Here is a 22,924-nt window from a genome sequence, read left to right as displayed (position 1 = left end):
CGAACGATAATGTTGCATTATCATTCGTTTCTGTCTTTATATAGAAGCATGCATGAAACGAGCCCTCCGAGCCCCGAAAACGACGCCCAGGAGCACGCGCCGCCCTCCCCTGCAGCGCCGCCACCCGTCGTCATTTCCGCGCCGCAGCCGTCGGCCGACCTGCCCGCCCATCTCGAACGCCTCGCCGATCGCGCCCGCGACTATGCCGAAGCAGCGAGCTCGGCCAACACCCGCCGCGCCTATGCCGCCGACTGGAAGCATTTTTCCGCCTGGTGCCGGCGCCAGGCGTTGTCTCCCCTGCCCCCGGACCCGCAGGTGGTCGGGCTCTACATCACCGCCTGCGCCTCCGGTGCGGCAACCGCCGATCGCCAGCCGAACGCCGTCGGCACGATCGAGCGGCGTTTGTCGGCCCTCTCCTGGAACTATGCCCAGCGCGGCACGCCGCTCGACCGCGCCGACCGCCATATCGCCACCGTGCTCGCGGGGATCCGCAACACCCATGGCCGGCCGCCGGTGCAGAAGGAAGCCGTGCTGCCGGAGGACGTCATCGCCATGCTGGAGACGCTCGAGCGTGGCACGCTGCGCGGCCTACGCGACCGCGCCATGCTGCTGCTCGGCTTCGCCGGCGGGTTGCGGCGGTCCGAGATCGTCGCGCTCGATGCCGGCCGCGATCAAACCGAGGACGGCCGCGGCTGGGTCGAGATCCTCGACAAGGGGATGCTGGTGACGCTACGCGGCAAGAACGGCTGGCGCGAGGTCGAGATCGGCCGCGGCTCCTCGGACTCGACCTGCCCGGTCGTCGCCTTGCAAACCTGGCTCAAGCTGGCGAAAATTCCCCATGGACCGCTATTCCGGCGGGTCACCGGCCAGGGCAAGGACGTCGGCCCGGATCGGCTCACCGACCAGCAGGTGGCGCGGCTGGTCAAGCGCACCGCGCTCGCCGCCGGCGTGCGGCCGGATCTGAGCGAGGGCGAACGAGAGAGTAAGTTCGCTGGGCATTCGCTGCGCGCCGGCCTCGCCTCCTCGGCCGAGGTCGACGAGCGCTACGTGCAGAAGCAGCTCGGCCATGCCTCGGCCGAGATGACCCGGCGCTACCAGCGCCGGCGCGACCGCTTCCGCGTTAACCTCACCAAGGCGGCAGGATTGTAGCGTCGGCCGAAGCATGCTCCGACCTTGCCGGTGCGTGCCCAGCGAGCCACTTCACGGACTTGCCCGCTGATTTTTCGGGAATTGGAAGGCACCTCTGATAAGGTGACGGTCCAAGGCGTCTTGAGGCAAGTTAAGCATGGCTCGACCTGGCAACAATCCGAAGCGACGGATAGCGCGCGAAGGCTTCCTGACAGACGAACGGAAAGCCGAGCTTGCGGTCAATGCGCGATACGGTGGCAGCGGCCATCATAAGAGGAACCCAGCGGACTACGGCCTAGAGAGAACCAATCCGCGGCCGACAAAGTCGCTTTGTGACGCTCTTAAGGTGATCCGGTTGGAGCAAGCCAGCGAGCTAATGCGTCGAGGCATTTCTCGAGGAGCAGTCAGCGAACTCGCCTACAATGGTTTTCCAAAATTCATCTGGTGCGTCGACGAAGATGGCGAGGTTTATGAGGCAAAACTGACCCATCTACGTTAGGGGTATATCACGGCTACCGTCTTGAAGAAGAGGACGATCTGCGCGACTACGTAAGAGATATTTGGAAGCAACGATGCCTGTCAGTTGGTCAATAGCTGCCGAATGGGAGCAACTCGATGCCGGGTCGCCGGAGGAGCGTGCATGCTTTTCTGCGCTTGGCATCAAGGCGCATGATCTTTGGCTGACAGAAGGCAACGACGTCCTAGCCAATAGGCTGCGTCAAGCGCCCCTACTCTCTGCCTACCACCTCGCCGAGTGGCTCGCCTGGAATTGGTGGCGTTTGCGTTGGGAGCCACGCTCAAATTCCAAGGATTGGGCTTACGCCCATCGTCTGACGACAATTGGATCGGGGTATATCTGGCCAAATTTGACGATTTTCTCCGATGGCGAACGAACCGCATTGATTTCGAAACCCACGACGGAACGCCCCCAAACGCCTTTCCGCTACATCACCGATCACGCGGTCATCCTGCCCGCCAGCGAGTTCGAGGCTGGCATTGACCTGTTCCTCAGTCAGGTGTTGGAGCGCCTTAGCTGGGCCGGCATCGAAGACAGCAATCTCCAGACAGTTTGGTCGGGCGTAATTGCAGAGCGTAAAACACCAGCTTTCGTACGCACTCGCAAATTGGAGGCTCTGCTGGGTCAGGATCCTGACTCCCAGGAGCAACTTGTCGATCAATTGGTTCGCGACATCGAGGATCTTGGGTTGTCTGGTGTTGAGGAGCTGGCAGCGGAACACGGCCAAAGCGGCAAGCTTTTGACCGGGGACGACCTTCGTGAAGCAGCTCAGAGGAGCGGTTTCGATGCCTCGCCACGCGATGTCATTCGGCTACCAGCTACTGAAGTGCCGAAGCGCAGCGGTCTGACCCCCGCTTACAGAGCAGGAGCCACGGCGGCCCGTGCCCTTCGTGAACACCACCGGCTCGGTGAGGGTCCGCTTACGGATGTCCAGTTAGCTGAGATGGCGGGCGTTGTTCGCGCAATCATACCGGACGTTCGAGGCGGGGCATCTATCTCTTTCGCGCTCGACGAAAAGCCCACTCAGGGCCGGGTTGTTCTTCGATCCAAATGGCGGACTGGGCGCCGCTTTGAACTTGCACGGCTTCTGGGCGATCGTCTTGCCAGACCGCCGAGCGGAGCTCTTCTGCCCGCGACTCGCGCTTACACCTACCGACAGAAAGTTCAACGGTCCTTCGCCGCAGAATTGCTCAGCCCGTTCGAGGTTGTCGATGCGATGCTCGGCGACGATTATTCTATGGAAAATCAACAGGACGTTGCCGAACACTTCGAAGTCTCGCCCCTGACGATTCGTACATTGCTCGTGAATCACGGCCGCCTGGCTCGCGAGGGGCTTGAGACCGAATTTGAGACCGCCGCAGCCTAATGGGCTTCCATAAGGCGAGCCGTCCGATTGTGCGGGCACGAGACGAACGTTGTTCTCGACCGAATGGAACGACCCGATGGTTACCGAGCGTCGCCGGACGACTACACGGCTATTCCCGCGGTTCGACATGGGTCATGCTCGCTTCTTGTCGCGCTTTCTGCTGCCGATCAGCGCCATCAGCATCGGGCCAAGAGAGAACCCTCCGGCTTCCGCCTTTTTCGTCAAATCGCGGATATAGCCGCCGGCGCTATTGATCGCGGCACCGCGCTGCAGGATCGCCGCAACCACCACAGCAGCCTGAACCTCTCCCATGACGGTCCGCGCCTCCTCCCAGGCGCTCGGACTGATCCCCAGCATGGGCCGGACCACGGCAACGGTCGCCAGGAAGTCCCGCCAGTTCGAAATCCCGGACTTGGAGTAGTCGCAAACATCGGGACAAGCGTCGAGAACCATCCCCAAGGGGTAGGACCCTTCCGGCATCCGCGGCGTTTGGGGTTCTGGCGCTGCCTTCGCCCCCCTCTCTTCTCGGAGAGCAGGTTCAAGTTCAATTAGGGAGTCTGGATTTGAATTATGTATGTGGCGCTCAAATGTGGATTCATTGGTGCTCGTTTTTTCTGTTTTTGCATGAGCCTCCAGCAACATAAGGATCTCATCAGCCAGCATGGTGAGCTCCTCGGCAACTGGCTCGAGCTCAGCGAGTGTGGCGCTTCGCGGAATCCGAGCCATGATCGCGCGAAACAGCCCGTGGATCTCCGCCCAGTCCGCCGGACCCTGCCCTGCCCGCTTCGTCGGCACGCCCTCCTCGAGGCCTGTCGCGATCATTTTCGCGATGTCACGCCGGCAGATGGTGATGCGTTCGCGCACGAGCTTCATCTCACGCTCGGCCGCCAGGATCGCCTCGGCAATCTGCGCAAACTCTTCGGCCCGCGCCACGAGCGGCCCGAGGTCGAAGCCAAAGGCCATCGCGACCTCGCCGTCGCGGCCCTTGCGGGCGTATCGCTTCCCGTTCGGGCTGTCGCGGCGAATGATGAGCCCAGCGTCGACGAGGACGGCCAGGTGCTTGCGCAGCGTTGATGCCGGCATGCCATGCGCCCGCCGTGCCAGCTGATCGTTCGAGGGAAAGACGATCAGGTCTTCCCCCGTCAGCATGGTCTCCGGGTGAAACGTCAGTAGCGCGTTGAGCACCGACAGCGCGCGCTCGGACACGCCGAATGTGACCCTCGCAATGCAGAGCGTCTGATAGACGTGCCATTTGTGAACCGCCTTTTCGAGCGGCCGTGCTTTTGCGATCGCCTGATTTGCCACATGGGCAAGCGTCAGCGTTCGCCGCCCGAAGGGCGTCGTCGATAGGTGTGGTTCCATGTCTCTGCCTCTATGAGGGCAAAGGAAATCTGCTCACCGAAACGGCGCTCAATCTCTCACGAGACTCTTGACTGTGATTCGCGGAAGTGTGATTCTCGTAATCGCCAAAGAACGAGAAGGGCTTCCGGAACTCCGTTTCGGGGGCCTTTTTCTTTTGCCGCGTTGCTCCTAGCTGGTTGCGGTGAGCTTCGTACGGTCGGTCAGTCCTCCTTTTTCTCGTTGCTGTAGGTCTCGAAAAGGCGATCCATCTGCGTCAGCAGGAAATCGCCAAACCCGGGAGCATTGCGTTTGTCGATCGACAGAACGAATGCCCGGTCGGTCGATGAGACGCGTGCGACGCGCACGCCGGCGGGTGTGGACCAGTATTGTCCATGCGCCTTCTTGGCGACGGCGCGAGCTGCCGGCTCCTCCGGCACGGGGGGATTCGAGATCAGTCCAAAGACAAGATCAAATCGTTCATCGGATGAAGCCGCCTGCACATCGGCCGACGCGAGAAAATCGGTCACTTGCTCGATGTCGACACCCGCCTCGAAAGCAGTGGCCAGATCAACCCATCGGTCCCGGCCAGTCGTCGGCGCCGATCCGATAGCCTCAATGATCGCAAGCGGGATCTTCTTTACCACCGAGATCATTCGCGAGACGACCGTCTTGTCGACGGTCAAAGCGCTCATGATTGTCTCGCGATCGTAGCCCCCTTCCTCCAACCGCCAGGCGAACAGAGCGCGCTCTATGAATGAGAGGTTCGCTCGCGCGCTGTTTTCCTGTCCCTGGGCGAGGACGAGATCGCGATCCGAGAGCTTCTTGACAACGGCTCGGACCTGGCGTCCGAGCACCTTGCAGGCTCGCCAACGCCGTCGCCCGAACGCGAGTTGATAGCGCCCGCTCTCCTTTGGATGGGGCCGGACGAGCACGGGGGAATCCTGACCGCGCGCTTCGATTGCCGCGACCAGCGTACGGAAGTCCGCGTCATCGTCGTGCGACAAACGGTCGGCGATAAAGGGCGGGTCGATGATGTCCGGGTCGACATCGATTACCGTCTCGCCGGCAGTGAGGCGGGCTTCGAGGTCTCTGGCTGCGTCTGCTCGCGCGGCCAACTCGTCAATAGAGCGCGTGACGGCACCGAGAGCGCCTCGGGTTGCGAACGCCGGAGGCGACACTCTTTGCGGCACCGCGGGAGCATCGTCGGAGTTGACTGCCGTCAACTTTTTCTCAGGTGAGGCGGAGAACAGTCCCTTGCGTGCCATTACCCCCTCCCCCAGGCCTTGTGGATCAGCCCCTCGATCTCTCCATTGACCGCGTCGAGAGACTCGATCGCCCGATCGTATGTGCTCGGCGTGAACTCCTTTCGTTCGACCTCATAGAGCGTTTGCTTCGTAAGGCCGGCATCGGAGATCGCGACGCTCTTCAGCATCGGATTGGTCAGGACGTGACGTCCGAACCGTGTGCGAATGAAGGTGACCATCTCGGTCTGCGGTTGGTCCGACGCCTCGTAGCGCGTGATGAGGTAACGCACCCAATCGTACTGCATCTTGCCGCCGGCTTTCTTCAGATGCGCCATGACGTCTCCGAGCATCTGCAGGAACTGAGACATGGACATCACGTCGAGCATCTGCGGATGCACGGTGACGAGCAGGGCGGTCGCTGAACACAGGGCGATCATGGTCAGATAGCCGAGCTGCGGCGGGCAATCGAGAATGACGACGTCGTACCGGTCTGCTACCGGGCCGAGTGCCTCGTCCAGTCGCGCGAAGAATTGGCGGCCCATGCTGCCGCTTTCCTTCGTCGCCAATACGAGCGGAGTGTCATACTCGAAGTCCATCAGCTCGATGTTGCCAGGCACGATATCGAGCCCGGCAAAGTTCGTCCTCCGGATGACATCCGAGAGAGGGCGCCGCTCGTCATCATATCGAATTGCGCCGTAGAGCGTCTCATTGCGGCCGACATCAAACTCGGGCTGAAGGCCATGAAGCGCCGTCAGGCTCGCTTGAGGGTCTAGATCGATGGCCAGAACGCGATGACCGGCCAGCGCAAGATGTTGAGCTAAATGGGCGGCCGTCGTGGTCTTTCCACTTCCTCCCTTGAAGTTGGCAACCGCGATGATCTGGAGATGCTCGGGGCCCTGGCGATGCGGAACATAGCGCTTCCTGGCTCTGGCATTGTCGTCGAGGTACTGGCGAAGCTCTAGGATTTGCTCAGCGCTGTACGAGCGGCGGCCGGATGGCGTCACCGACGGAGCCGGCCCCTTGCCTTCGAGCGACAGGTTTCGGAGATAGCCCGGCTTCACCCCAAGGAATCGGGCTACCTCACTTAACTGAAACGACCGCAGCGACTTCTCCGCCACGGGCGGGAAATGCTCAAGCCAATGCGCTTGCAGCTTTGCTGATAGATCGCGACCATGCTCCATGATGAGCGAGTCGACGTCATCAACTGCATCGGTGGCGCGTGAAGTGTCGGCCATTCGTTTTTCCCGCACATGCGCTTTCAACGCCACTTCTGACGTAGAACCGCATTTAGAGCCGATTCTAACGGTGCGGCAAGGCTTTTTGGGTTAATGAAAGGTTAACGACGCGAGGCGTCGGCAAACGCTCTGGCCATCCAGAGTCAATTCTCTCGTGGACATCGCCTTTGGCGCTCTTCGCTTGGCCGTTCGGCGCTTCCCCGGCGACGCCCCGCCAGAGCGGATCGGTGACGGCTTGATCGGATTTGCGAGGCGCCGACCCCGCTGTTGGGCGGGGCCGGCGGCTTCGGGTCAGCTGGCGGGGTTCCAGATGATGACCTTCTTGGCGGGATCCTCGCCCGGCGCCGGCGCCACGTTGCCGTAGATGGTGCCGAACTCGGGGGCCGAGAGCGAGACCGAGATGTACTCCTCGCCGGTGGTCTTCGAGATCCGGTTCCAGCCGGCGCCCAGCTCGAAGCCGTTCTTGCGCGAGATCACGCGGTAGTCAGGCTCGTTGTCCTTCGCCTTGCGGGTGTTCGGCACCAGCGCGATCGGGGCGGTGACGTTGAGGGTGGCGAGCGTGCCTTCGAGGTTGCCGTCCGCCTTCTGGGTGAGGGTTGCGATCGTGGCCATGTGAAGTCTCCTTGAGGTTGCTCGGGGACCATCCCCGATGACGCCCAAAGGAAGGGGCCGGACGCCGTCGTCACCGCAGCGCAGGGGAACCCCCGGTCGGGGTCCCCGCGATGCCCGCATCGTGGGGTGGCCAGCGGGGTTGACGGCACTAGGCGGCCGAGACCCGGACACAGGCGGCAAAGAGGAGGGGATGGGCTTCGAAGCCACCGACCACAGGAGCCCCTGCCACCAGGCCATGCCCCGCCCTCGCCCCCACCAGGCAGGACCCGCACCGCAGCGCCCGCCCCCCGTCCCGGCCACTGCCAGTCGCGACGCCGGCGCTCACACCCGCTGGCGGACATCCGGCATACGCACAACGATCCCGCCGACGGCGCCGCGCCAGCGCCCGCTTGAACCGCAGATCGCCACCTCGGCGAGAGCCTTCACGTCGAACCGGTGGCCCGGTCTCGGCCGCATCCCCGACAACGCGCAAGGCGACGAGGCATGCCCGACTTCACAATCGCAATCCCGGCACGTCCATAGCCGGCACCGGACCAGCCAGCGCGCGCGGTGACGGACTAGCCTCATCGGGGCGCATCTTTGCAAATGCGCCTTCCAGGAAGGCCAACCAAGGAAGGCGCCCGGAGGCATGGCAGGAACGGAGTTTGATTGCCGCTCGCTTGGTCTGAACCGTACAAGGCCGGTCCGTCCGAGTTGACTGCCGTCAACTTTTTGACCGCGAGCGCTCCGATCTCCTCGCGGCCAATCCGGAGGATGCTGCGGGACGGCGGAGTTGACGGCTGTCAACTCAAAGACTGAGCGCCGACCCCGCTGTTGGGCGGGGCCGGCGGCTTCGGGTCAGCTGGCGGGGTTCCAGATGATGACCTTCTTGGCGGGATCCTCGCCCGGCGCCGGCGCCACGTTGCCGTAGATGGTGCCGAACTCGGGGGCCGAGAGCGAGACCGAGATGTACTCCTCGCCGGTGGTCTTCGAGATCCGGTTCCAGCCGGCGCCCAGCTCGAAGCCGTTCTTGCGCGAGATCACGCGGTAGTCAGGCTCGTTGTCCTTCGCCTTGCGGGTGTTCGGCACCAGCGCGATCGGGGCGGTGACGTTGAGGGTGGCGAGCGTGCCTTCGAGGTTGCCGTCCGCCTTCTGGGTGAGGGTTGCGATCGTGGCCATGTGAAGTCTCCTTGAGGTTGCTCGGGGACCATCCCCGATGACGCCCAAAGGAAGGGGCCGGACGCCGTCGTCACCGCAGCGCAGGGGAACCCCCGGTCGGGGTCCCCGCGATGCCCGCATCGTGGGGTGGCCAGCGGGGTTGACGGCACTAGGCGGCCGAGACCCGGACACAGGCGGCAAAGAGGAGGGGATGGGCTTCGAAGCCACCGACCACAGGAGCCCCTGCCACCAGGCCATGCCCCGCCCTCGCCCCCACCAGGCAGGACCCGCACCGCCGCACTCGCTCCCCGTCCCGGCCACCGCCAGTCGGGACACCGACGTTCACGCCCGCTCGCGGACATCCGGCATACGCAGGTCGATCACGCCGACGGCGCCGCGCCGGCGCCCGCCGGAACCACGGACCGCCACCAATGGCAGGAACCCTCACGTCGATCCCCAGCCACGGTCCAGGGCGCATCCCCGACAACTCGCAAGGCGACGAGTCATTCCCATCTTGGGCAACATCGGCCCGCCAGAACCGCTGCCGGGCACCATCGGCAAGCGGGGCCGGCGCTCAGCAACCGCCGTGAGCGAAGAGGCCGACGCGCTCCGCGGTCGGCACAGAAGCCTTCCGGCAAGTCCGTAACACCCCTAGTCGATGCGATCTATGCGCACCTGTCCGGCCCGGAAGAGGGGAGACACCGCGCTCGCAAGTTTCATCATGAAGGAACGACTGAAACGTCCGAGTGCGGGCTCGCCCGCATCGAGATAGAAGGACCGCTCGGCGATATCATAATTGTACTCGCTGACGCTGATCCAGGCCCGCTTGAGATCGCTGAGCCCGCCGCGCCGGCATTCGATTTCGGGAACCTCGATCGCGACCTGCTCGGAGCCCGGTTGGCGGCTTGAAATCGCCAGGAGCGCAAGATGGGTCAGACCGTCAGATCCGCGCACTGCGAGGATAACGCAGACGGGTCGATCCTTTCGACCTTCCGTCTCGCCGCGTTCCTGCTGCCACTTCCAGAGGTACGGATACTGGACGATCGTGCCGGGACGCAGGTCACCGGTCATCGTCGTAGCCTTCGCCCGTCGCCAGACGGTCGACCTCAGCCGAGAACAACGAGGCGACGTCGTCCGGCGTTTCACCGGCGGCGTATGCGCGGCGGGGGTCGCCTTCGCCCCTGATCTTCTGGTAGTGCTCGTAGCTCATCATGACGAAGCGGGGCTTGCGATGCCGCGTGATGACGATCGGCGACTTCGTCGCCGCATCGGTGACTTCGCCGACCTGCTTGTTGAGGTCATTGGTGGTGAAGGCGCGCATGTGAATGCTCCCCGAAAATATCCATGATTTCCATCATATCCATGTTTCCCATGATTTCAAGGGAACCGACGCTCACGCGCCGCCCCCGAACCGCCAGACCGGGATGCCCATCGCCTTCGCCTTGTCGGCCAAGTTGTCGGTGATCCCGGAGCCTGGGAAGACAACGACGCCGATCGGCAGCGCCCTGAGCAATTCGTCGTTGCGCTTGAAAGGCGCCGCCTTGGCGTGCCGCGTCCAGTCGGGCTTGAAGGACACTTGCGGTACCTTGCGCGCATCCGCCCACCTTGAGGCGATGAACTCCGCGCCCTTCGTCGATCCGCCATGGAGCAGCACCAAGTCGGTATGTTTGGCATGTACCTTGTCGAGCACGTCCCAGATCGCCTGGTAGTCGTTGCAGTCGAGGCCGCCGGCGAAGGCGACCTTCACGCCGGCCGGCATCAGCGGCTCGATCTCGATCCGGCGCTTGGCGGCGAGGAAGTCCCGGCTGTCTATGACTGCGGCGGTCAGGTTGCGATGGTTGACCTTCGAACCGGTCCGCGGATGCCACACCGATCCGACATGGGCCTCGAAGAGGTCGGCCGCGTGCTCACGGAAGAACTCCATGGTCTCGCGGCGCTCGATCATGGTCGTGCCCTGGGCGATGAGGCGCTCGAGTTCGACGGAGCGCACCTCCGAGCCGTCCTGTTCCTGCTGGCTCTTGCGCTGGTCGTCCTCATTGCGGTCGAGCTCGCGCTGGATGCGGCCCGCCGCGCGGTGGAACAGGTTGACGGTCGACCAGAGCAGGTCCTCGAGGTCGGGCTCGAGCCGGGTGTCGGCCAGGGTCGCGATGAGGGCATCGAAGATGTCGGCGAGGGCGCCCCGGACCACGGGCTCGTCGGGGAGGGGTCTCGGATCGGGCTCGTCCTGGTGCGGACGGTGGCCGTAGAGCTGCAGTTCGTGGATGACCTGGGATGTCGCGGACGAAGCGTGGATCGGCTCGTCGTCGGGGTGCTGGTCGATCGCCATGGGGATGTCCTCCGTGGGGCGGCGGCCGCGCCCATCGCGGCCTTCGTGGCGATCAGGCGGCGGAGGGGTCGGGCTTGCACCGCCAAGCGCAGCGCGGCGGCCGGAGCATCGCGGAGGAGGGCAGGGCGGCGGCTGTTTTGATTCGCGATGCAAAGGCAGGCTTGCCTGCCGGCGGAAAACAGTTGCCGACCGCACTTGCCGGCCCGGCCGCTCTGACGCCCACTCGCCCTCTAGAAGGCCATGGATGCGGCCCTCTCTCGCCAAGGGACAATCTCCTGCGATCAGCACGACCGGCTCCCCGATGCCGCGCACCTCTTCCCCTCCCGGCGCATTCCGTCACGCCGCGAGCAGGAACCGCGCTCCGTCCTGCGGGACGAGTTGAGACCCCAGATCCTCAGTGAGACTGGGGCTGCCGAGCCGTCGAAGGTCTTCGTTGAAATCGCCCAGCCTCGGCGACAGCGTCAGAACCTCGATCCCGAGCTGCCGCGCACGCCGGCTCAACCGTTCCATCCCACTGCGTCCGGCAGGATCAGCATCGACAGCGACGTAGAGACGCCCCAGCGAAGGCGGGAGCTGGATCGCGGCAAGGTGGTTGGCCGACAGGCCAGCGATCATCGGCATCCTGGGCATGACCATGCGCAGCGACATCATGGTCTCGACGCCTTCGCCGGCCGCCATCACCGGGTTGGATTCGTCGGAGCGCATGCCGAAGCGAACGCCGTTGCCGAGAAGGTCTCCCATCGCCCGCCGCTGCGACGCGACCGGCGCTTTCTCGCCAATGTCGTAGGGATGAAGCCAGGTGCGATGCACGCCGGTGATGCGTCCGCGATCGTCGGTGACGGCTGCGATCAGAGCCGGGAACGTGCGTGTCGGTGCATCATCATGGTCGCGATAATAGCAATGCGGATGGAAACGAAGGAACCGGTCATCGACGATCGCTGAGGCGATGCTACGGTGCTTCAGGTAACCATCGGCCCACGTGTCGGCGATCGGGCGCGCCATGGCGAACAGACGCCGTGCCGCCTCGGCGGTATTGCGCGGCTTCGACGAAAATCGTGATCCAGATAGGGGAGGAGGCTCCGGCAGGGGCAGGCTGAGGAAAGCCCGCGCTTCATCCTTGGCGTCGCGGATGTCGGTGAGGCCACGGTTGAGTGCGATCAGATCCAGCAGGTCGCCATGCTCACCGGTTGCGCCATCGGTCCACTTGCCGGCAGCACCCTTGCCGTAGTCGGGGCCGCTGAGCCTGACATAGAGGGATCGCCCCGGCGTGCCGAGCGTGTCGCCGACAAGCCAATAGCGACCTTCCTTGTGACCGGCACGGAGATAATGCCGGCACACCGCTTCGGCGTGATGCGCGAGGCGGCGTGCCAGCTCGGAGGTCGAGTTGGCGGAGGACATCGTGACGGCCTCCGATCAAGCGGCCGCGCGGTCGATGACCGTCGTGAACGGGTGGCGATCCAGCAGCCGGCCAACGACATCGAAGCCCGACACGCCGACCGGGACGAAGAAGCGCAGCTTCCAGGCGATGATCTCGCTGAAAAGGCCCATCGCGCGGAGCCGGTCCCGCATGCCCTCAGTGAACCCGGTGAGCTCGATGCGATGATCGTTCATCACGCGCACCCGGCGAAGCTGGAGCCCGTCGGCAAGTTGCAGGACGGCGCGGCCGGCCGAGACCGCCTCCCATGCTTCCCCTGTGGTGAGCGTCGGCGCGCCATCCTGGCCAAGATTGCGATAGAGCGTCGAGAGTGCCGCCGGCGAAATCAGCCGGCCGATGACGCGCTCGCCGTCATCGGTCTGCAGGCGGTAGACCTTGCAGGTCTCGTCGGGGATTCGCTTCCAGATCGGGAGCAGAAGGCCGGTGACGACATGAAACGTCGACGTCGTGAACTCCGGCAGGTCCGCGATCTCGGCAGACCAGGCCGCAACGAAGCTCTCGCGATCCGCTTCCTCCCAATGCGTCTGCGACAGCGCGTCGAGGCCGATCGCATGCCGCTCCGTCGGCCGCAGCAGGCGGACGCGGCGCTCCACCTCGCCGTCGTCGAGCATCAGGCTCGCAGCGGAAACCTGGACGGCGGCGCGGTTCGACTTGGCATTGATCAGCAGCCTGGCATCACGCTCGGCAACGCGCTGCAACGCCTCGTCGAGCGACATCGGCTCGTTGCGATCCTTCCGCGCGATCGTGAAGACGCGGGTTTCGGCGCCGGAGGCGTCATGGACGTAGACGGTGCGGCGCTTGGCGACGACCATGCTGTCGGCCCGCACGGTCTCGACGCCGGCGTCGTAGTGACCCGAGGCAATGGCCCCCTCGATCTTCGCCACCAGGATGGTCTCGAAGACATCGAAGAGCAGGTTTTGCGTGCCGATGGTCAGAGCGAGCAAACGGTTCAGGAAGGTGGTGATCGCCGGCAGCTCCTCCCGGATCGATCCGTCGCTATCGGTCAGCGAAAGGCCCGTGGCGCTCTCGAACTGCTGCAGCGAGCACCCGTCGATCTTGCCAGTGAGGAGGCGCAGATAGAATTGCCGCAGCGCCGCTTTCGCGTAAGCCGATTCGAGATTGTCATCGGCGCGGAACAGGCCCTGGCCGCCGGTCTGGCGCTGGCCCTTGGTGATGGCGCCGAGCGTGTCGAGCCGGCGCGCGATCGTCGACAGGAAGCGCTTTTCCGCCTTCACATTGGTCGCAACCGGACGGAAGAGAGGCGGCTGCGCCTGATTGGTGCGGTTCGTCCGCCCGAGGCCCTGGATGGCCGTGTCGGCTTTCCACCCGGCCTCGAGGAGGTAGTGGACGCGCAGGCGCCGGTTCCGCGCCGAGAGTTCGGCGTGGTAGCTGCGGCCGGTGCCGCCCGCATCGGAGAAGACGAGGATGCGCTTGTCGTCGTCCATGAACGCCTGCGTCTCGGCGAGGTTTGCGGAGCCCGGGCGATTTTCGACGGCAAGGCGATCGAGGCCGTCCTTGCCGGCCTTGCGCACGATACGGCGGGACCGGCCGGTGACCTCTGCGACAATATCCGTCCCGAAGCGCTGGATGATCTGATCGAGTGCGCTCTGGACGGGATCGAGCCCCGCGAGATGCTCGATCATCCGGTCGCGGCGCGCCACGGCCTCGCGGCATTGCACCGGATGGCCATCCTCGAAGACCGGCCGCGACGACAGATTGCCCTCGCTGTCCGTGAAAGGCTGAAAAAGCTGCGTCGGAAAGGAATGCTGGAGATAGTCCAGCACGTATTCCCTCGGCGTCACGTCGACCTGGATATCGCCCCAGTCCTCGGTCGGGATCTCGGCGAGCCGTCGCTCGAGCAGAGCCTCGCCGGTCGACACGATCTGAATAACCGCCGCGTGGCCAGCGGCGAGATCCTGATCGACGGCAGCGATCAGGCTCGGGGTTTTCATCGCGGTAATGAGGTGGCTAAAGAAGCGCTGCTTCGAACTTTCAAACGCCGAGAGCGCGGCCGACATCGCCTGGCCATTGAGCGTGCCCTTGCTCGAGCGGATGTTCGAGGCTTCCATCGCCGCGCGCAGGTTGTTGTGGATGATCTGGAAGGCGCCGGCATAAGCATCGTAGATGCGGATCTGATCGGGGGTGAGCTGATGCTCGACGAGCTCATATTCGACGCCCTCATAGGAGAGCGACCGCGCGGCGTAGAGCCCGAGCGCCTTCAGGTCGCGCGCCAGCACCTCCATCGCGGCGACGCCACCGTCTTCGATGGCGGCGACGAATTCCGCGCGATTGGCGAAGGGGAAGTCGGTGCCGCCCCACAGGCCGAGGCGCTGGGCGTAGGCCAGGTTCTCGACGGTCGTCGCGCCCGTCGCCGAGACGTAGAGGATGCGGGCGTCCGGCAACGCGTGCTGCAGCCGCAGTCCGGCCTTGCCCTGCTGCGAGGCCGCCTGGTCGCCGCGCTCGGTCTTGCCGCCGGCGGCGTTGGCCATGGCGTGGGCCTCGTCGAACACGATCACGCCATCGAAGTCCTTGCCGAGCCAGTCGACGATCTGCTGGACGCGGCTGACCTTACCCTCGCGCTCCTGCGAGCGGATCGTGGCGTAGGTGGTGAACAGGATGCCTTCGTCGAGGCGGATCGCCGAGCCCTGGCGAAACCGCGACAGTGGCGTGACCAGGAGACGTTCCTGGCCGAGGGCCGACCAGTCGCGCTGCGCATCTTCCAGCAGCTTGTCCGACTTCGAGACCCAGACGGCGCGCCGACGGCCGTGCAGCCAATTGTCGAGCAGGACGCCGGCGACCTGGCGGCCCTTACCGGCCCCCGTCCCGTCGCCGAGGAACCAGCCGCGCCTGAAACGAACCGCGTTCTCGGCATCGTCTGGCGCCGCGGCGACCACGTCATAGGTCGCATCGACCGTCCAGGACCCCGCGAGATGACCCGCATGGGCCTCGCCGGCATAGATCACGCTCTCCAGCTGCGCGTCGGAGAGCAGGCCCTCGGTGATCACTTTCGCGGGGAGCCGCGGGCGACAGGCCGGCTTGGGCGGCGCGACCGAGGCCATTGCCGCCGATTGCACCAGAAGGGTCGGATGCGGCATCGCGTCCGGAATCCGGATCGATTGCAGCGCGTAGCCCTCATAGATCGCGTCCGAGAGGCTGCCGCGCTCGGTCGGCGCCCAATCCACGGTCTCGTATGCGAGCTCGACAACCGGCTCGTCAGGCGCCGGCAGCATGGTCGAACGAAGTGGACGCGACGCGGTCGATGGGATCTGGCGCGGCTGCCTGACGATCGACGGGGAGGACGAGCGAGCCGCCGCCATCCCAATGGGCGCGCGCTTCGGCAGCCGCTCGGCGATCCAGTCCAGCAGCATGCCGACGTCGGACGCGGCACCGGGCGAGACCGGAAACGCGCTCGCATCCTCGGCTGGCACCTTGTCGATGACCGTCAGCCTCGTCTCGATCGTCGTGCCGTGAGGCGCGTAGACGCGGCCGTCAATGGCTGCGGAGAACACGACGCGCCCACGTTCCTGGAGGCGGATGAAGCCGTCGCGCCACCGTGGCGCATCCGGCGCCATGCTCGCTCCGGTGATCGCGACCAGTCGGCCGCCGTCCCTCAACCTCGCGAAGGCAGACACGAGATGCTGGAACGCGGCGTCCCGCACTGTCCCATCGACATGAGCGGCAACGGAGAATGGCGGGTTCATCAGGACGACGGTGGGGCCACTGCCCTCGTCGAGCCGATCATCGATCTGGGCCGCATCGTGGTGCGTGACCGTGACCGAAGGAAACAGCATCCCGAGCAGATCCGCGCGCGTCGCGGCAAGCTCGTTGAGCATCATGCTCACGCCAGGCTGCTCCGCAAGAATGGCGAGGAGCCCGGTGCCGGCCGAGGGTTCGAGCACGACGTCCCCGTCCGTGACGCCAGCGGCAACAGCCGCGACGAAGCCGAGGTCGATCGGCGTCGAGAACTGCTGAAAGCTCTGGCTTTCCTCGGAGCGACGGGTCTGGGTCGGCAGCAGCGCCGCGACGCGCGAGAGCATCGCGAGAAGCGCCGCGGGCTTTGCCGCCTGCCGGCGCATGGCCGGGCCATACTTGCGCAGGAACAGGACCTGCGCGGCCTCGCAGGCCTCATAGGCGTCGCGCCAGAGCCACCTGCCATCCGAATCCGAGCCGCCGGTGGCCGCCTCCATCGCACTGCGGAGAATGGGGGTGGTGATGCGGCGCCCGCGTGCGAGCTCTGGCAGAAGGAACTCGGCGGCCGCAAGAATTTGGGCTGCAGTCAATGGGGCGGACGAGGCGGGAGCCGGAGATACAGCGGCACCTGCTGCAGACGAGGGGGAAAGGCCGTTCATGTGGGACGATCCGGGAGAGCTGGGACGGGCAATCCGCCGGTCGCTCTCTCTCAGTCCCGGCCGGATCCCCCCGTTCCGGCCTTTCTCTCACTCTCGGGTCGGCACGCCTGGCCGCGGCACTTGGCGGCGGCCAGCGCGCGGCGGGTCAGGAAACATCGAAGTCATCAGCCAGGCCAAGCTCTTTCAGCCTCGCGACATCTTCGAGACGGACAATTTCGAAGTCGTCGGATCGGTGGCTGAACTCGCCGCGCCACACCTCTCCGAGCGTCGCCCACGCCCCATCCGGCCACACTGCGATATCGTAGGGATGGTACGGCGGCGTCTGCATGGTCGTCCTGCTCATGATCCAGTCTTTCTGAAATTGGTCGGGGTCATTCCCGATGACGCCATAGGAGAGGGCTGGACGGCGCGGTCACCGAGTAGACGAGGGGAACCCCTCGCGGGTTGACCGACACAGCCGGCGAGACCGCTACCAAGGTGGCAATGGAAGGGATGGCCACGGCTCATACACGGGGCATGGGCAAGATGACCGCCAGGACAGACGGTATGCCGTAACCGGAACTATGCCGGATCGCGCCGGAACAGCGGGGACGCCTCCATGGGTACATGATGAATCGGCGGCGTTAGGCCGCCTGGCGCCACCAGGCGATGCGCTCCTCGCGCGTCGCGCTGGCGAGCCGCAGCAGGAGGTCGCCATGGCACGCTGCCGGCGCGCAGAAGCAGACGAGATCGTGACCGCGAAGCTCGTCGAGAGCTCGAAGAAGATGATGCTGGTCATGCAGCCAGCGCTCATGTTTCGCGATGACGGTCGCACGATCGCCATCGGGGCCAATCCTGAATGGATTGCCCCACTTTGTCCCGCGGCCGATATAGATGGCGCCGTGCGGGACGCCGACCTTGTGCTTGTTGAGAACCTTGCACATCGCCGTCACCTCCTGATCCGCGCTGCAACGGCATGTCGGCGGGACGCAGCCAGGCTTTGCAGGTCACGCTCGACCTCATGGTCGGGGCGGAAACGGCGTGTCCGTTGACCCGCAAAGTGCGGCGTCCAGACAGGACCTGTTGCGGGCGCGTCAGGTCGACGGCGATGTCGCCGGCGGTTCGAGAGGCGGCAGATAGGCGTCGTAGGGGTCCGCATCGGCGAGACGACCAAAGGGGGTCATCGTGAAGTCGGCGCCGTCGCGACCGACGGCACAGATCACGTATCGCGGCGCACCGGTCACCGCGTCAGCACATTCCAGCAAAGCGAGGTTTCCGTCGCGGGCGGCCCGCAGGAGCGTCTGGAAGTTCGCGCGTGCATGGTCGGGTATAGCCATGGCAGGTCTCCTGAATCAAAAGCCCGGCACAGTGGCCGGGCGCAAACGGAGGCGTGAGCAGGGAAGGGGAGGTCAGCCGGGCGCCTGATCGCGCCTCTCGGCGGCACGAATGGCCGCGACCGCCGCGCGAAACTCGGCGGCGCCTTGTTCTTCCGACAGATCGCTGCAAGCGACGACATCGAGACAGGCGGAGCGAATGTCGCTCTCGGTCACCGCGTCCGGGTTGATCGAGGTGAGATCGGGGTCGGCCCCGATCGCCTCGGCAATCTGCTCCTTGACCGCGTGCTCGCGGACACGAAGAAGAACATGCGTGCCGGCATAGAGGGCATCATGCGCATCGTCTCCAAGGAAGTCCTCGACGATGTCGTTGGTGGATTTGCCACGGATGGCGTCAGCCGTGATGACGACGGCCATGCCATCGAAACCGTCCGGACGCATCCGGGTGCAGGTGAAGGCGGAGATGGCGGTGACATGGTCGAGCGTCGGCGAGCGCCGGACGATGTCCTGCAGGATGAATTCCCACGACATCCCGCTGAGGTCGATCTCGACATGGGTGTCGTCATCGGTGAGCGCCGCGATCCTTTCAGAGATATAGGCGTTCACGGTACTCTCGGTGTCGGCCGAGGCGGCGATCGCACGCCGAAGGTCTCGAACCGGGAGCTCGAAGCTGTCGCTCGGACCGATCTCGGCGAAGAGGTACAGACCGTCTCCGTCCGCCTCGGTGTCGAAGATGTGGCCGAGGATCAAGCGCTCGAGCGCCGTCATGTCGGCACTGGGGATGGTCGGTTGGATCACCGTGGGAGAGTGATAGTCAGCCATTAGGTCTGCTCCTGAAATGAAAAGCCCGGCGCGAGGGCCGGGAAGCGGCAAGGACGGACGACGTGTTCGCATCGGCGGATGCGACGGATCGCGATGGTGGACGACGAGCGCGTCACAGGCGGAATGTGCGGACGAGCTCCTGAGCGTTGCGGTGATGTTCGAGCATCACGCGATAGAACTGCTTGCGCTGGGCACGCTTGGCGGGATCGTGCCGGGCTTGTCGCGCGAGCTTGCGAGACGCGGCGCGGACGACGGCTTGCCAGCTCGCATGAACGGTGATGTCGAGCCGAAGATAAGTGCCGTACATGATCAGGCCGCCTCCGTGCTCGCTGCCGCCAGGGCGGGATCGACCTGGAGTTCAAGGCGCTGCGCGCGCCCCATCCAGGGCTCCGGGCGGATGGTCCGAACCCAATCGGCGAAGGACGGGATGAAGCCGAGATCCTCCTGAACGTGCTGTTCGCCGACCCAGCGGGTCGGGATCACACGGCCGGTCGAGAGCGTGATCGTGGTGCCGAAAATGGTCTCCGCCATGAAGATGCCCTCGGCGTGGTGCCGCAAGGCGCGGTGGCGAAAGTCCGCGGTGATCTGCTTCGATGCATCGAACCAGCTATGAATTGCGAGATAGTCCTCGACCGTTCCGCCCCATTTCTTCACCGAGGACAGGGCGTGGTGATAGGGATGTGCCATCGTCGCCTCCTCAGAACTCGTGGACGTAGTTTTCGGTGGCGCTGTAGCGCTCGTTGTAGTCGAGGCTGATCGACCGCTGTTCGACGTCGAATGTGAAATCGCCATAGGCGCCGTCGCCGTCCGGCCATCCGCCATGGGTCTGGCCGAGGAAGTCGTAGGCGAGTTCCTCGATGGCGGCCCGCAGCGACAGCAACTGCGTCCTGGCTTCCGGCTCACCCCACGCAAGCCCGGCTATTTCGACCAGGGTGTCCGGAAGCGAGACGGCCTCGGCTCCCGCGAGGGCGTCGATGCTCTCGATCTGCCCACTATCGCCATAGCCGTCGAAATTGACGGCGACACTGGTGATGCCGGCGGCCGCGAGCGCGTCGAACAGCGTCGCCGGCTGGCAGACCTGCACATAGATCTGCTCGCCATGGAGAGTGATTTCGCCCGAGACGGCGATGCCGCCCTGGTTCGAGCGGAGATCGAAGCGGCCGGCAGGAAGCCGCAATTCAGCGACGAGCTGGCGCAGGCGCGCTCGGGCCGTCGCGTGGAACCGGCGCTTACGTTCAGCGTGATAGGAGCAGTCGGCGTACCAGTCCATCACACGGCCTCCCGCGCCGGAGACCCCGATGCGTCGGCGTCGGCGGATGCATCGCCGAGGTCGTCGACCCGCTCGATGCGGGCCTGGGGGTGGCGGTTCTGCCTGAGCCAGGCGTCGGCCGCGGCGCGGTCATTGGCGAGATGGAGAAGCTCGACGGCTTCGCCATAGGGCCGCACGATGCGCCAGCTATCGGGCTTGGGAACGTCGATCACCTCGAACTGCAAGGCGCTGTCGACACCATAGGTACGGTGGACGATGACGAGCACGACATTGGCGCTGCTGATGTCGCCCTCATGCAAGGTAATGGTGGCGGGACTGGCAAGCCGGCCGGTGACGAAGGGCGGCGATTTGCGGATGAGCCGGCCGATGCCGTTTGACCGCTCCCACGCTGTGAGCTTCCTGGTGAAACGCGCGGGTGGCCGCGGGCGGCCGTCGGAGAACCGGATGATGGCGCCAAGCGGGGCGGTGTCGTAGATCGCTTTCGCGGACATGCTGAGGCTCCAGAAACGACGAAGCCCGGCGCGGGGCCGGGCTCGTCTGCGGGATGATGGGTGAGAAAGTGCCGGGGCGACCGATGCCGCCCCGGCGTGTCAGCGGATCACTCGGCCGCGTCGAGGTGTTCGAGCTCGCCGTCGGGATCGCCATCCGCGCCTTCGTCGGCATCGATGTCACCGGCGAGGAATTCAGGCAGGTCCTCGTCGCCCGCGTCGCCGGCCGATGCGTCGAGTTCCTCGTCGGACATCTCGCGCGTGCGCAGCGGCTCGGGAAGCCAGCTGGAATCGGCGAGCAGGCGCTGGGCTTCCGCCGCCATGTCGGCCTTCTTCAGGTGGTCGATGAGCTGGGCGGACTGCTCGCCCTTCGCCTCGCGAACCGCCTCGAGGATCCGGACCTTGGGCACGCGGCCGAGATAGTTCTCGACGGTGGGAACCCAGCCGACTGCCGCCATGTCCAGCGTCACGGCGCGCGCCAGATGATCGGCGTGAGCCTGCCGGTCCTTGTTGCGGTTCCAGGGCTCATGCACGGCGTTCACCGAGAGCGACGCGCAGTACGCGAAGAGCGCCTGGCGGCTGTCGCCGTCGAAAGCGACCAGGGCATTCCACAGGTCTGCCGACTTCTCCGGCAGGTGCTTCTGCCATTCTTCGTGCCGCTCGCCGATCGCCTTGGCGGACGGCGTGTCCTTCAGGCCCGGTGCCTGAGCCGTGAAGCCGGTGCTCTTGGCGGTGATCTCGACGCAGGTGTCCGACGCATAGCGGTAGAAGGCGTTCAGCACGAGCACGTGCAGCACCGCGAGGAAGGCCGTGTCGAAGTTCGCCCCGACCGCCTCGCGCAGGGCCAGCGTGCGATGCGCCGTCAGCTCGATGATCAGACGCTCGGAAAGCGGACGGAGGGCGTCCTCCTCCGGTTCCGACTCCGCGCCACCGCTCTCGCCTGCGGGCTCGCCGCCGACGGTGATCGCCGCCTGCGAGGTAGATGCACGAACGCCCGCACCGGGGTTGTCGCCCCCGATCTCCGAGCCGGCATCGGCGTCAGGGGCTACCTCGTCGTCCGGCCTGACGAAGCCACGCTCGATCTCGAGCGCACCATCCTCATCGATGCTGACGAACACGCCGGCGCGCGCGATCTCGGCCGTATCGTAGCGAAGCGGGCGAAGCTCAAAGGCGGCGATCGCCGTCTCCAACTCGCCGAAGCGCTCGTCGACCTCGTCGGGAAGCTCGTCGGCGCTGTCATACTGCTCGTTCAGCGCATCGAACTCGGCCTTGAGCGCCTCGTAGCCCGCAAGCTCCTCCGTCGACATGTCGATCGGTTCGCCAACCAGACGGCGCAGGCCGTTCGCGTAGCCGTACTTGAAGTCGAGTGCCGCCGAGACCCATTTCCAACCCTCGCTCGCGATGGCCTGCGCCTCCACCTTGAGCTTGTCGTCGACCAGCCGGTCGAGAAGCGCCGGATCCTGCAGCCAGCCGCCATGATCGTCGGTGAAGAGATCACGCATCACCACGCCGCCGGCGGCTTCATAGGCGTCGAGGCCGACGAACTGAGCGCGACGGTCGCTGACGCGCACCGCGCTCTCGGTGAGAAGCCTGCGGATGTAATAGGCCTCCTTGTTGTAGGAACGGGACAGGCTGTCCCAGACCTGCTCCTGGCGGGCATGGTCCGAGGAGACGCTGAACGCGGTGAGCTGCTCCAGCGTCATATCCTCGGCCGCATAGACCTCGAGCAGCTTTTCCGAGACGGTCGTGAGCCGCAGCCGCTGCTTGACGACATTGACCGGCACGAAGAAGCGTGCGGCGATCTCCTCCTCGCTAAGGCCCTTGTCGATCAGGGCCTTGAAGCTGCGGAACTGGTCGAGCGGGTGGAGCGCCTGGCGCTGGACGTTCTCGGCAAGCGAATCCTCCTCCGCCGAGGTGCCGGACGAGGCGTCCCCGACGACGCAGGGCACCAACGCAGTCTTGGCGAGGCGCTTCTGCTTCACGAGGAGTTCGAGGGCACGATAGCGGCGGCCGCCGGCGGGAACCTCGTACATGCCGGTCTCGGTTCCCTCCTCGTCGAGCACGGGGCGGACATTCAGGCTCTGCAACAGCTTGCGGCGGGCGATATCCTCCGCCAGTTCCTCGACGCTCACGCCGGCCTTGATCCGGCGAACATTCGCCTGGGACAGGATCAGCTTGTTGAAGGCGATGTCCCGGGCGCCGTTCAGGACGATCTTCTGGATGGCAGGTGCCATGTTCGTTCTCCGTGGCGGACCGGCCGGGAGCCTCTCTCCCCGCCTCCTGATCCGTCACGAAGTGACCCGGCCCCTCTCTCGCTCTCGGCTCGGGCACGAACGGCCGC

21 protein-coding genes are annotated in these 22,924 nt (G+C 65.2%); 2 read left to right on the top strand and 19 right to left on the bottom strand.

The genetic code is table 11. The features are described 5' to 3' along the window. Positions 1-48: 48 nt before the first annotated feature. On the top strand, positions 49-1,149 hold the full coding sequence (locus V5F63_RS26475) for a site-specific integrase (protein ID WP_394016338.1): 1,101 nt from the start codon (positions 49-51) through the stop codon (positions 1,147-1,149). 551 nt (positions 1,150-1,700) lie between these two features. Next, entirely contained in the window at positions 1,701-3,011 is a 1,311-nt protein-coding gene (locus V5F63_RS26470; RefSeq protein ID WP_394016337.1) for a hypothetical protein, read from the top strand. 132 nt (positions 3,012-3,143) lie between these two features. Here the strand turns inward: V5F63_RS26470 and repC are convergent, their stop codons facing one another. The 19 genes from repC to V5F63_RS26375 form a co-directional block, all read right to left on the bottom strand. Continuing rightward, positions 3,144-4,373 carry a plasmid replication protein RepC gene (gene repC / locus V5F63_RS26465; protein ID WP_394016336.1) on the bottom strand — a complete coding sequence of 410 codons (1,230 nt, stop codon included), beginning with the start codon at positions 4,371-4,373 and terminating at the stop codon, positions 3,144-3,146. A 200-nt stretch (positions 4,374-4,573) separates the two neighbouring features. Then, positions 4,574-5,617 carry a plasmid partitioning protein RepB gene (gene repB, locus V5F63_RS26460; protein WP_394016335.1) on the bottom strand — a complete coding sequence of 348 codons (1,044 nt, stop codon included), beginning with the start codon at positions 5,615-5,617 and terminating at the stop codon, positions 4,574-4,576. Next, entirely contained in the window at positions 5,617-6,831 is a 1,215-nt protein-coding gene (gene repA / locus V5F63_RS26455; RefSeq protein WP_394016334.1) for a plasmid partitioning protein RepA, read from the bottom strand. Before repA ends, repB begins: the two co-directional genes overlap by 1 nt. A gap of 291 nt (positions 6,832-7,122) precedes the next feature. Then, a complete protein-coding gene (locus tag V5F63_RS26450; protein WP_394016449.1) occupies positions 7,123-7,443 on the bottom strand; it encodes a DUF736 domain-containing protein in 321 nt (106 codons plus the stop codon). A gap of 837 nt (positions 7,444-8,280) precedes the next feature. Continuing rightward, positions 8,281-8,601, bottom strand: a complete 321-nt coding sequence (locus V5F63_RS26445; RefSeq protein ID WP_394016449.1) for a DUF736 domain-containing protein — start codon at positions 8,599-8,601, stop codon at positions 8,281-8,283. A 630-nt stretch (positions 8,602-9,231) separates the two neighbouring features. Beyond that, positions 9,232-9,651, bottom strand: coding sequence for a hypothetical protein (locus V5F63_RS26440; RefSeq protein ID WP_394015648.1), 420 nt, complete (start codon positions 9,649-9,651; stop codon positions 9,232-9,234). Beyond that, positions 9,641-9,901, bottom strand: a complete 261-nt coding sequence (locus V5F63_RS26435; protein WP_394015647.1) for a type II toxin-antitoxin system Phd/YefM family antitoxin — start codon at positions 9,899-9,901, stop codon at positions 9,641-9,643. Before V5F63_RS26435 ends, V5F63_RS26440 begins: the two co-directional genes overlap by 11 nt. A 72-nt stretch (positions 9,902-9,973) precedes the next feature. Beyond that, positions 9,974-10,906 (bottom strand): DUF2493 domain-containing protein, encoded by a 933-nt coding sequence (locus V5F63_RS26430; protein ID WP_394015646.1) that lies wholly within the window; start codon positions 10,904-10,906, stop codon positions 9,974-9,976. 336 nt (positions 10,907-11,242) lie between these two features. Beyond that, a complete protein-coding gene (locus V5F63_RS26425; RefSeq protein WP_394015645.1) occupies positions 11,243-12,304 on the bottom strand; it encodes a DUF7146 domain-containing protein in 1,062 nt (353 codons plus the stop codon). A 15-nt stretch (positions 12,305-12,319) separates the two neighbouring features. Continuing rightward, positions 12,320-16,690 (bottom strand): strawberry notch-like NTP hydrolase domain-containing protein, encoded by a 4,371-nt coding sequence (locus V5F63_RS26420; RefSeq protein WP_394015644.1) that lies wholly within the window; start codon positions 16,688-16,690, stop codon positions 12,320-12,322. A gap of 145 nt (positions 16,691-16,835) precedes the next feature. Then, positions 16,836-17,033: a hypothetical protein gene (locus V5F63_RS26415; protein WP_394015643.1), complete on the bottom strand. Its 198-nt coding sequence runs from the start codon at positions 17,031-17,033 to the stop codon at positions 16,836-16,838. A gap of 280 nt (positions 17,034-17,313) precedes the next feature. Then, entirely contained in the window at positions 17,314-17,613 is a 300-nt protein-coding gene (locus tag V5F63_RS26410; protein WP_394015642.1) for a DUF4326 domain-containing protein, read from the bottom strand. A gap of 150 nt (positions 17,614-17,763) precedes the next feature. Continuing rightward, positions 17,764-18,006, bottom strand: a complete 243-nt coding sequence (locus V5F63_RS26405; protein WP_394015641.1) for a DUF6117 family protein — start codon at positions 18,004-18,006, stop codon at positions 17,764-17,766. Positions 18,007-18,078: 72 nt separating this feature from the next. Continuing rightward, positions 18,079-18,825, bottom strand: a complete 747-nt coding sequence (locus V5F63_RS26400) for a hypothetical protein (RefSeq protein ID WP_394015640.1) — start codon at positions 18,823-18,825, stop codon at positions 18,079-18,081. Positions 18,826-18,937: 112 nt separating this feature from the next. Next, on the bottom strand, positions 18,938-19,132 hold the full coding sequence (locus V5F63_RS26395) for a hypothetical protein (RefSeq protein ID WP_213375218.1): 195 nt from the start codon (positions 19,130-19,132) through the stop codon (positions 18,938-18,940). 2 nt (positions 19,133-19,134) lie between these two features. Then, positions 19,135-19,512: a DUF6915 family protein gene (locus V5F63_RS26390; protein ID WP_213375361.1), complete on the bottom strand. Its 378-nt coding sequence runs from the start codon at positions 19,510-19,512 to the stop codon at positions 19,135-19,137. Positions 19,513-19,522: 10 nt separating this feature from the next. After that, positions 19,523-20,095 (bottom strand): DUF6878 family protein, encoded by a 573-nt coding sequence (locus V5F63_RS26385; protein ID WP_394015639.1) that lies wholly within the window; start codon positions 20,093-20,095, stop codon positions 19,523-19,525. Beyond that, positions 20,095-20,586, bottom strand: coding sequence for a UCP036055 family protein (locus V5F63_RS26380; protein ID WP_394015638.1), 492 nt, complete (start codon positions 20,584-20,586; stop codon positions 20,095-20,097). The genes V5F63_RS26385 and V5F63_RS26380 overlap by 1 nt, the downstream gene beginning before the upstream one ends. A gap of 107 nt (positions 20,587-20,693) precedes the next feature. Then, positions 20,694-22,817: a ParB/RepB/Spo0J family partition protein gene (locus V5F63_RS26375; protein ID WP_394015637.1), complete on the bottom strand. Its 2,124-nt coding sequence runs from the start codon at positions 22,815-22,817 to the stop codon at positions 20,694-20,696. Positions 22,818-22,924: the final 107 nt, after the last annotated feature.

Origin of the sequence: Xanthobacter wiegelii (assembly GCF_043193855.2) — a bacterium.
Taxonomy (GTDB): domain Bacteria; phylum Pseudomonadota; class Alphaproteobacteria; order Rhizobiales; family Xanthobacteraceae; genus Xanthobacter; species Xanthobacter flavus_A.
Note: the sequence above shows the minus strand (reverse complement) of the source record. Positions and strands in the feature narration are given on the sequence as shown.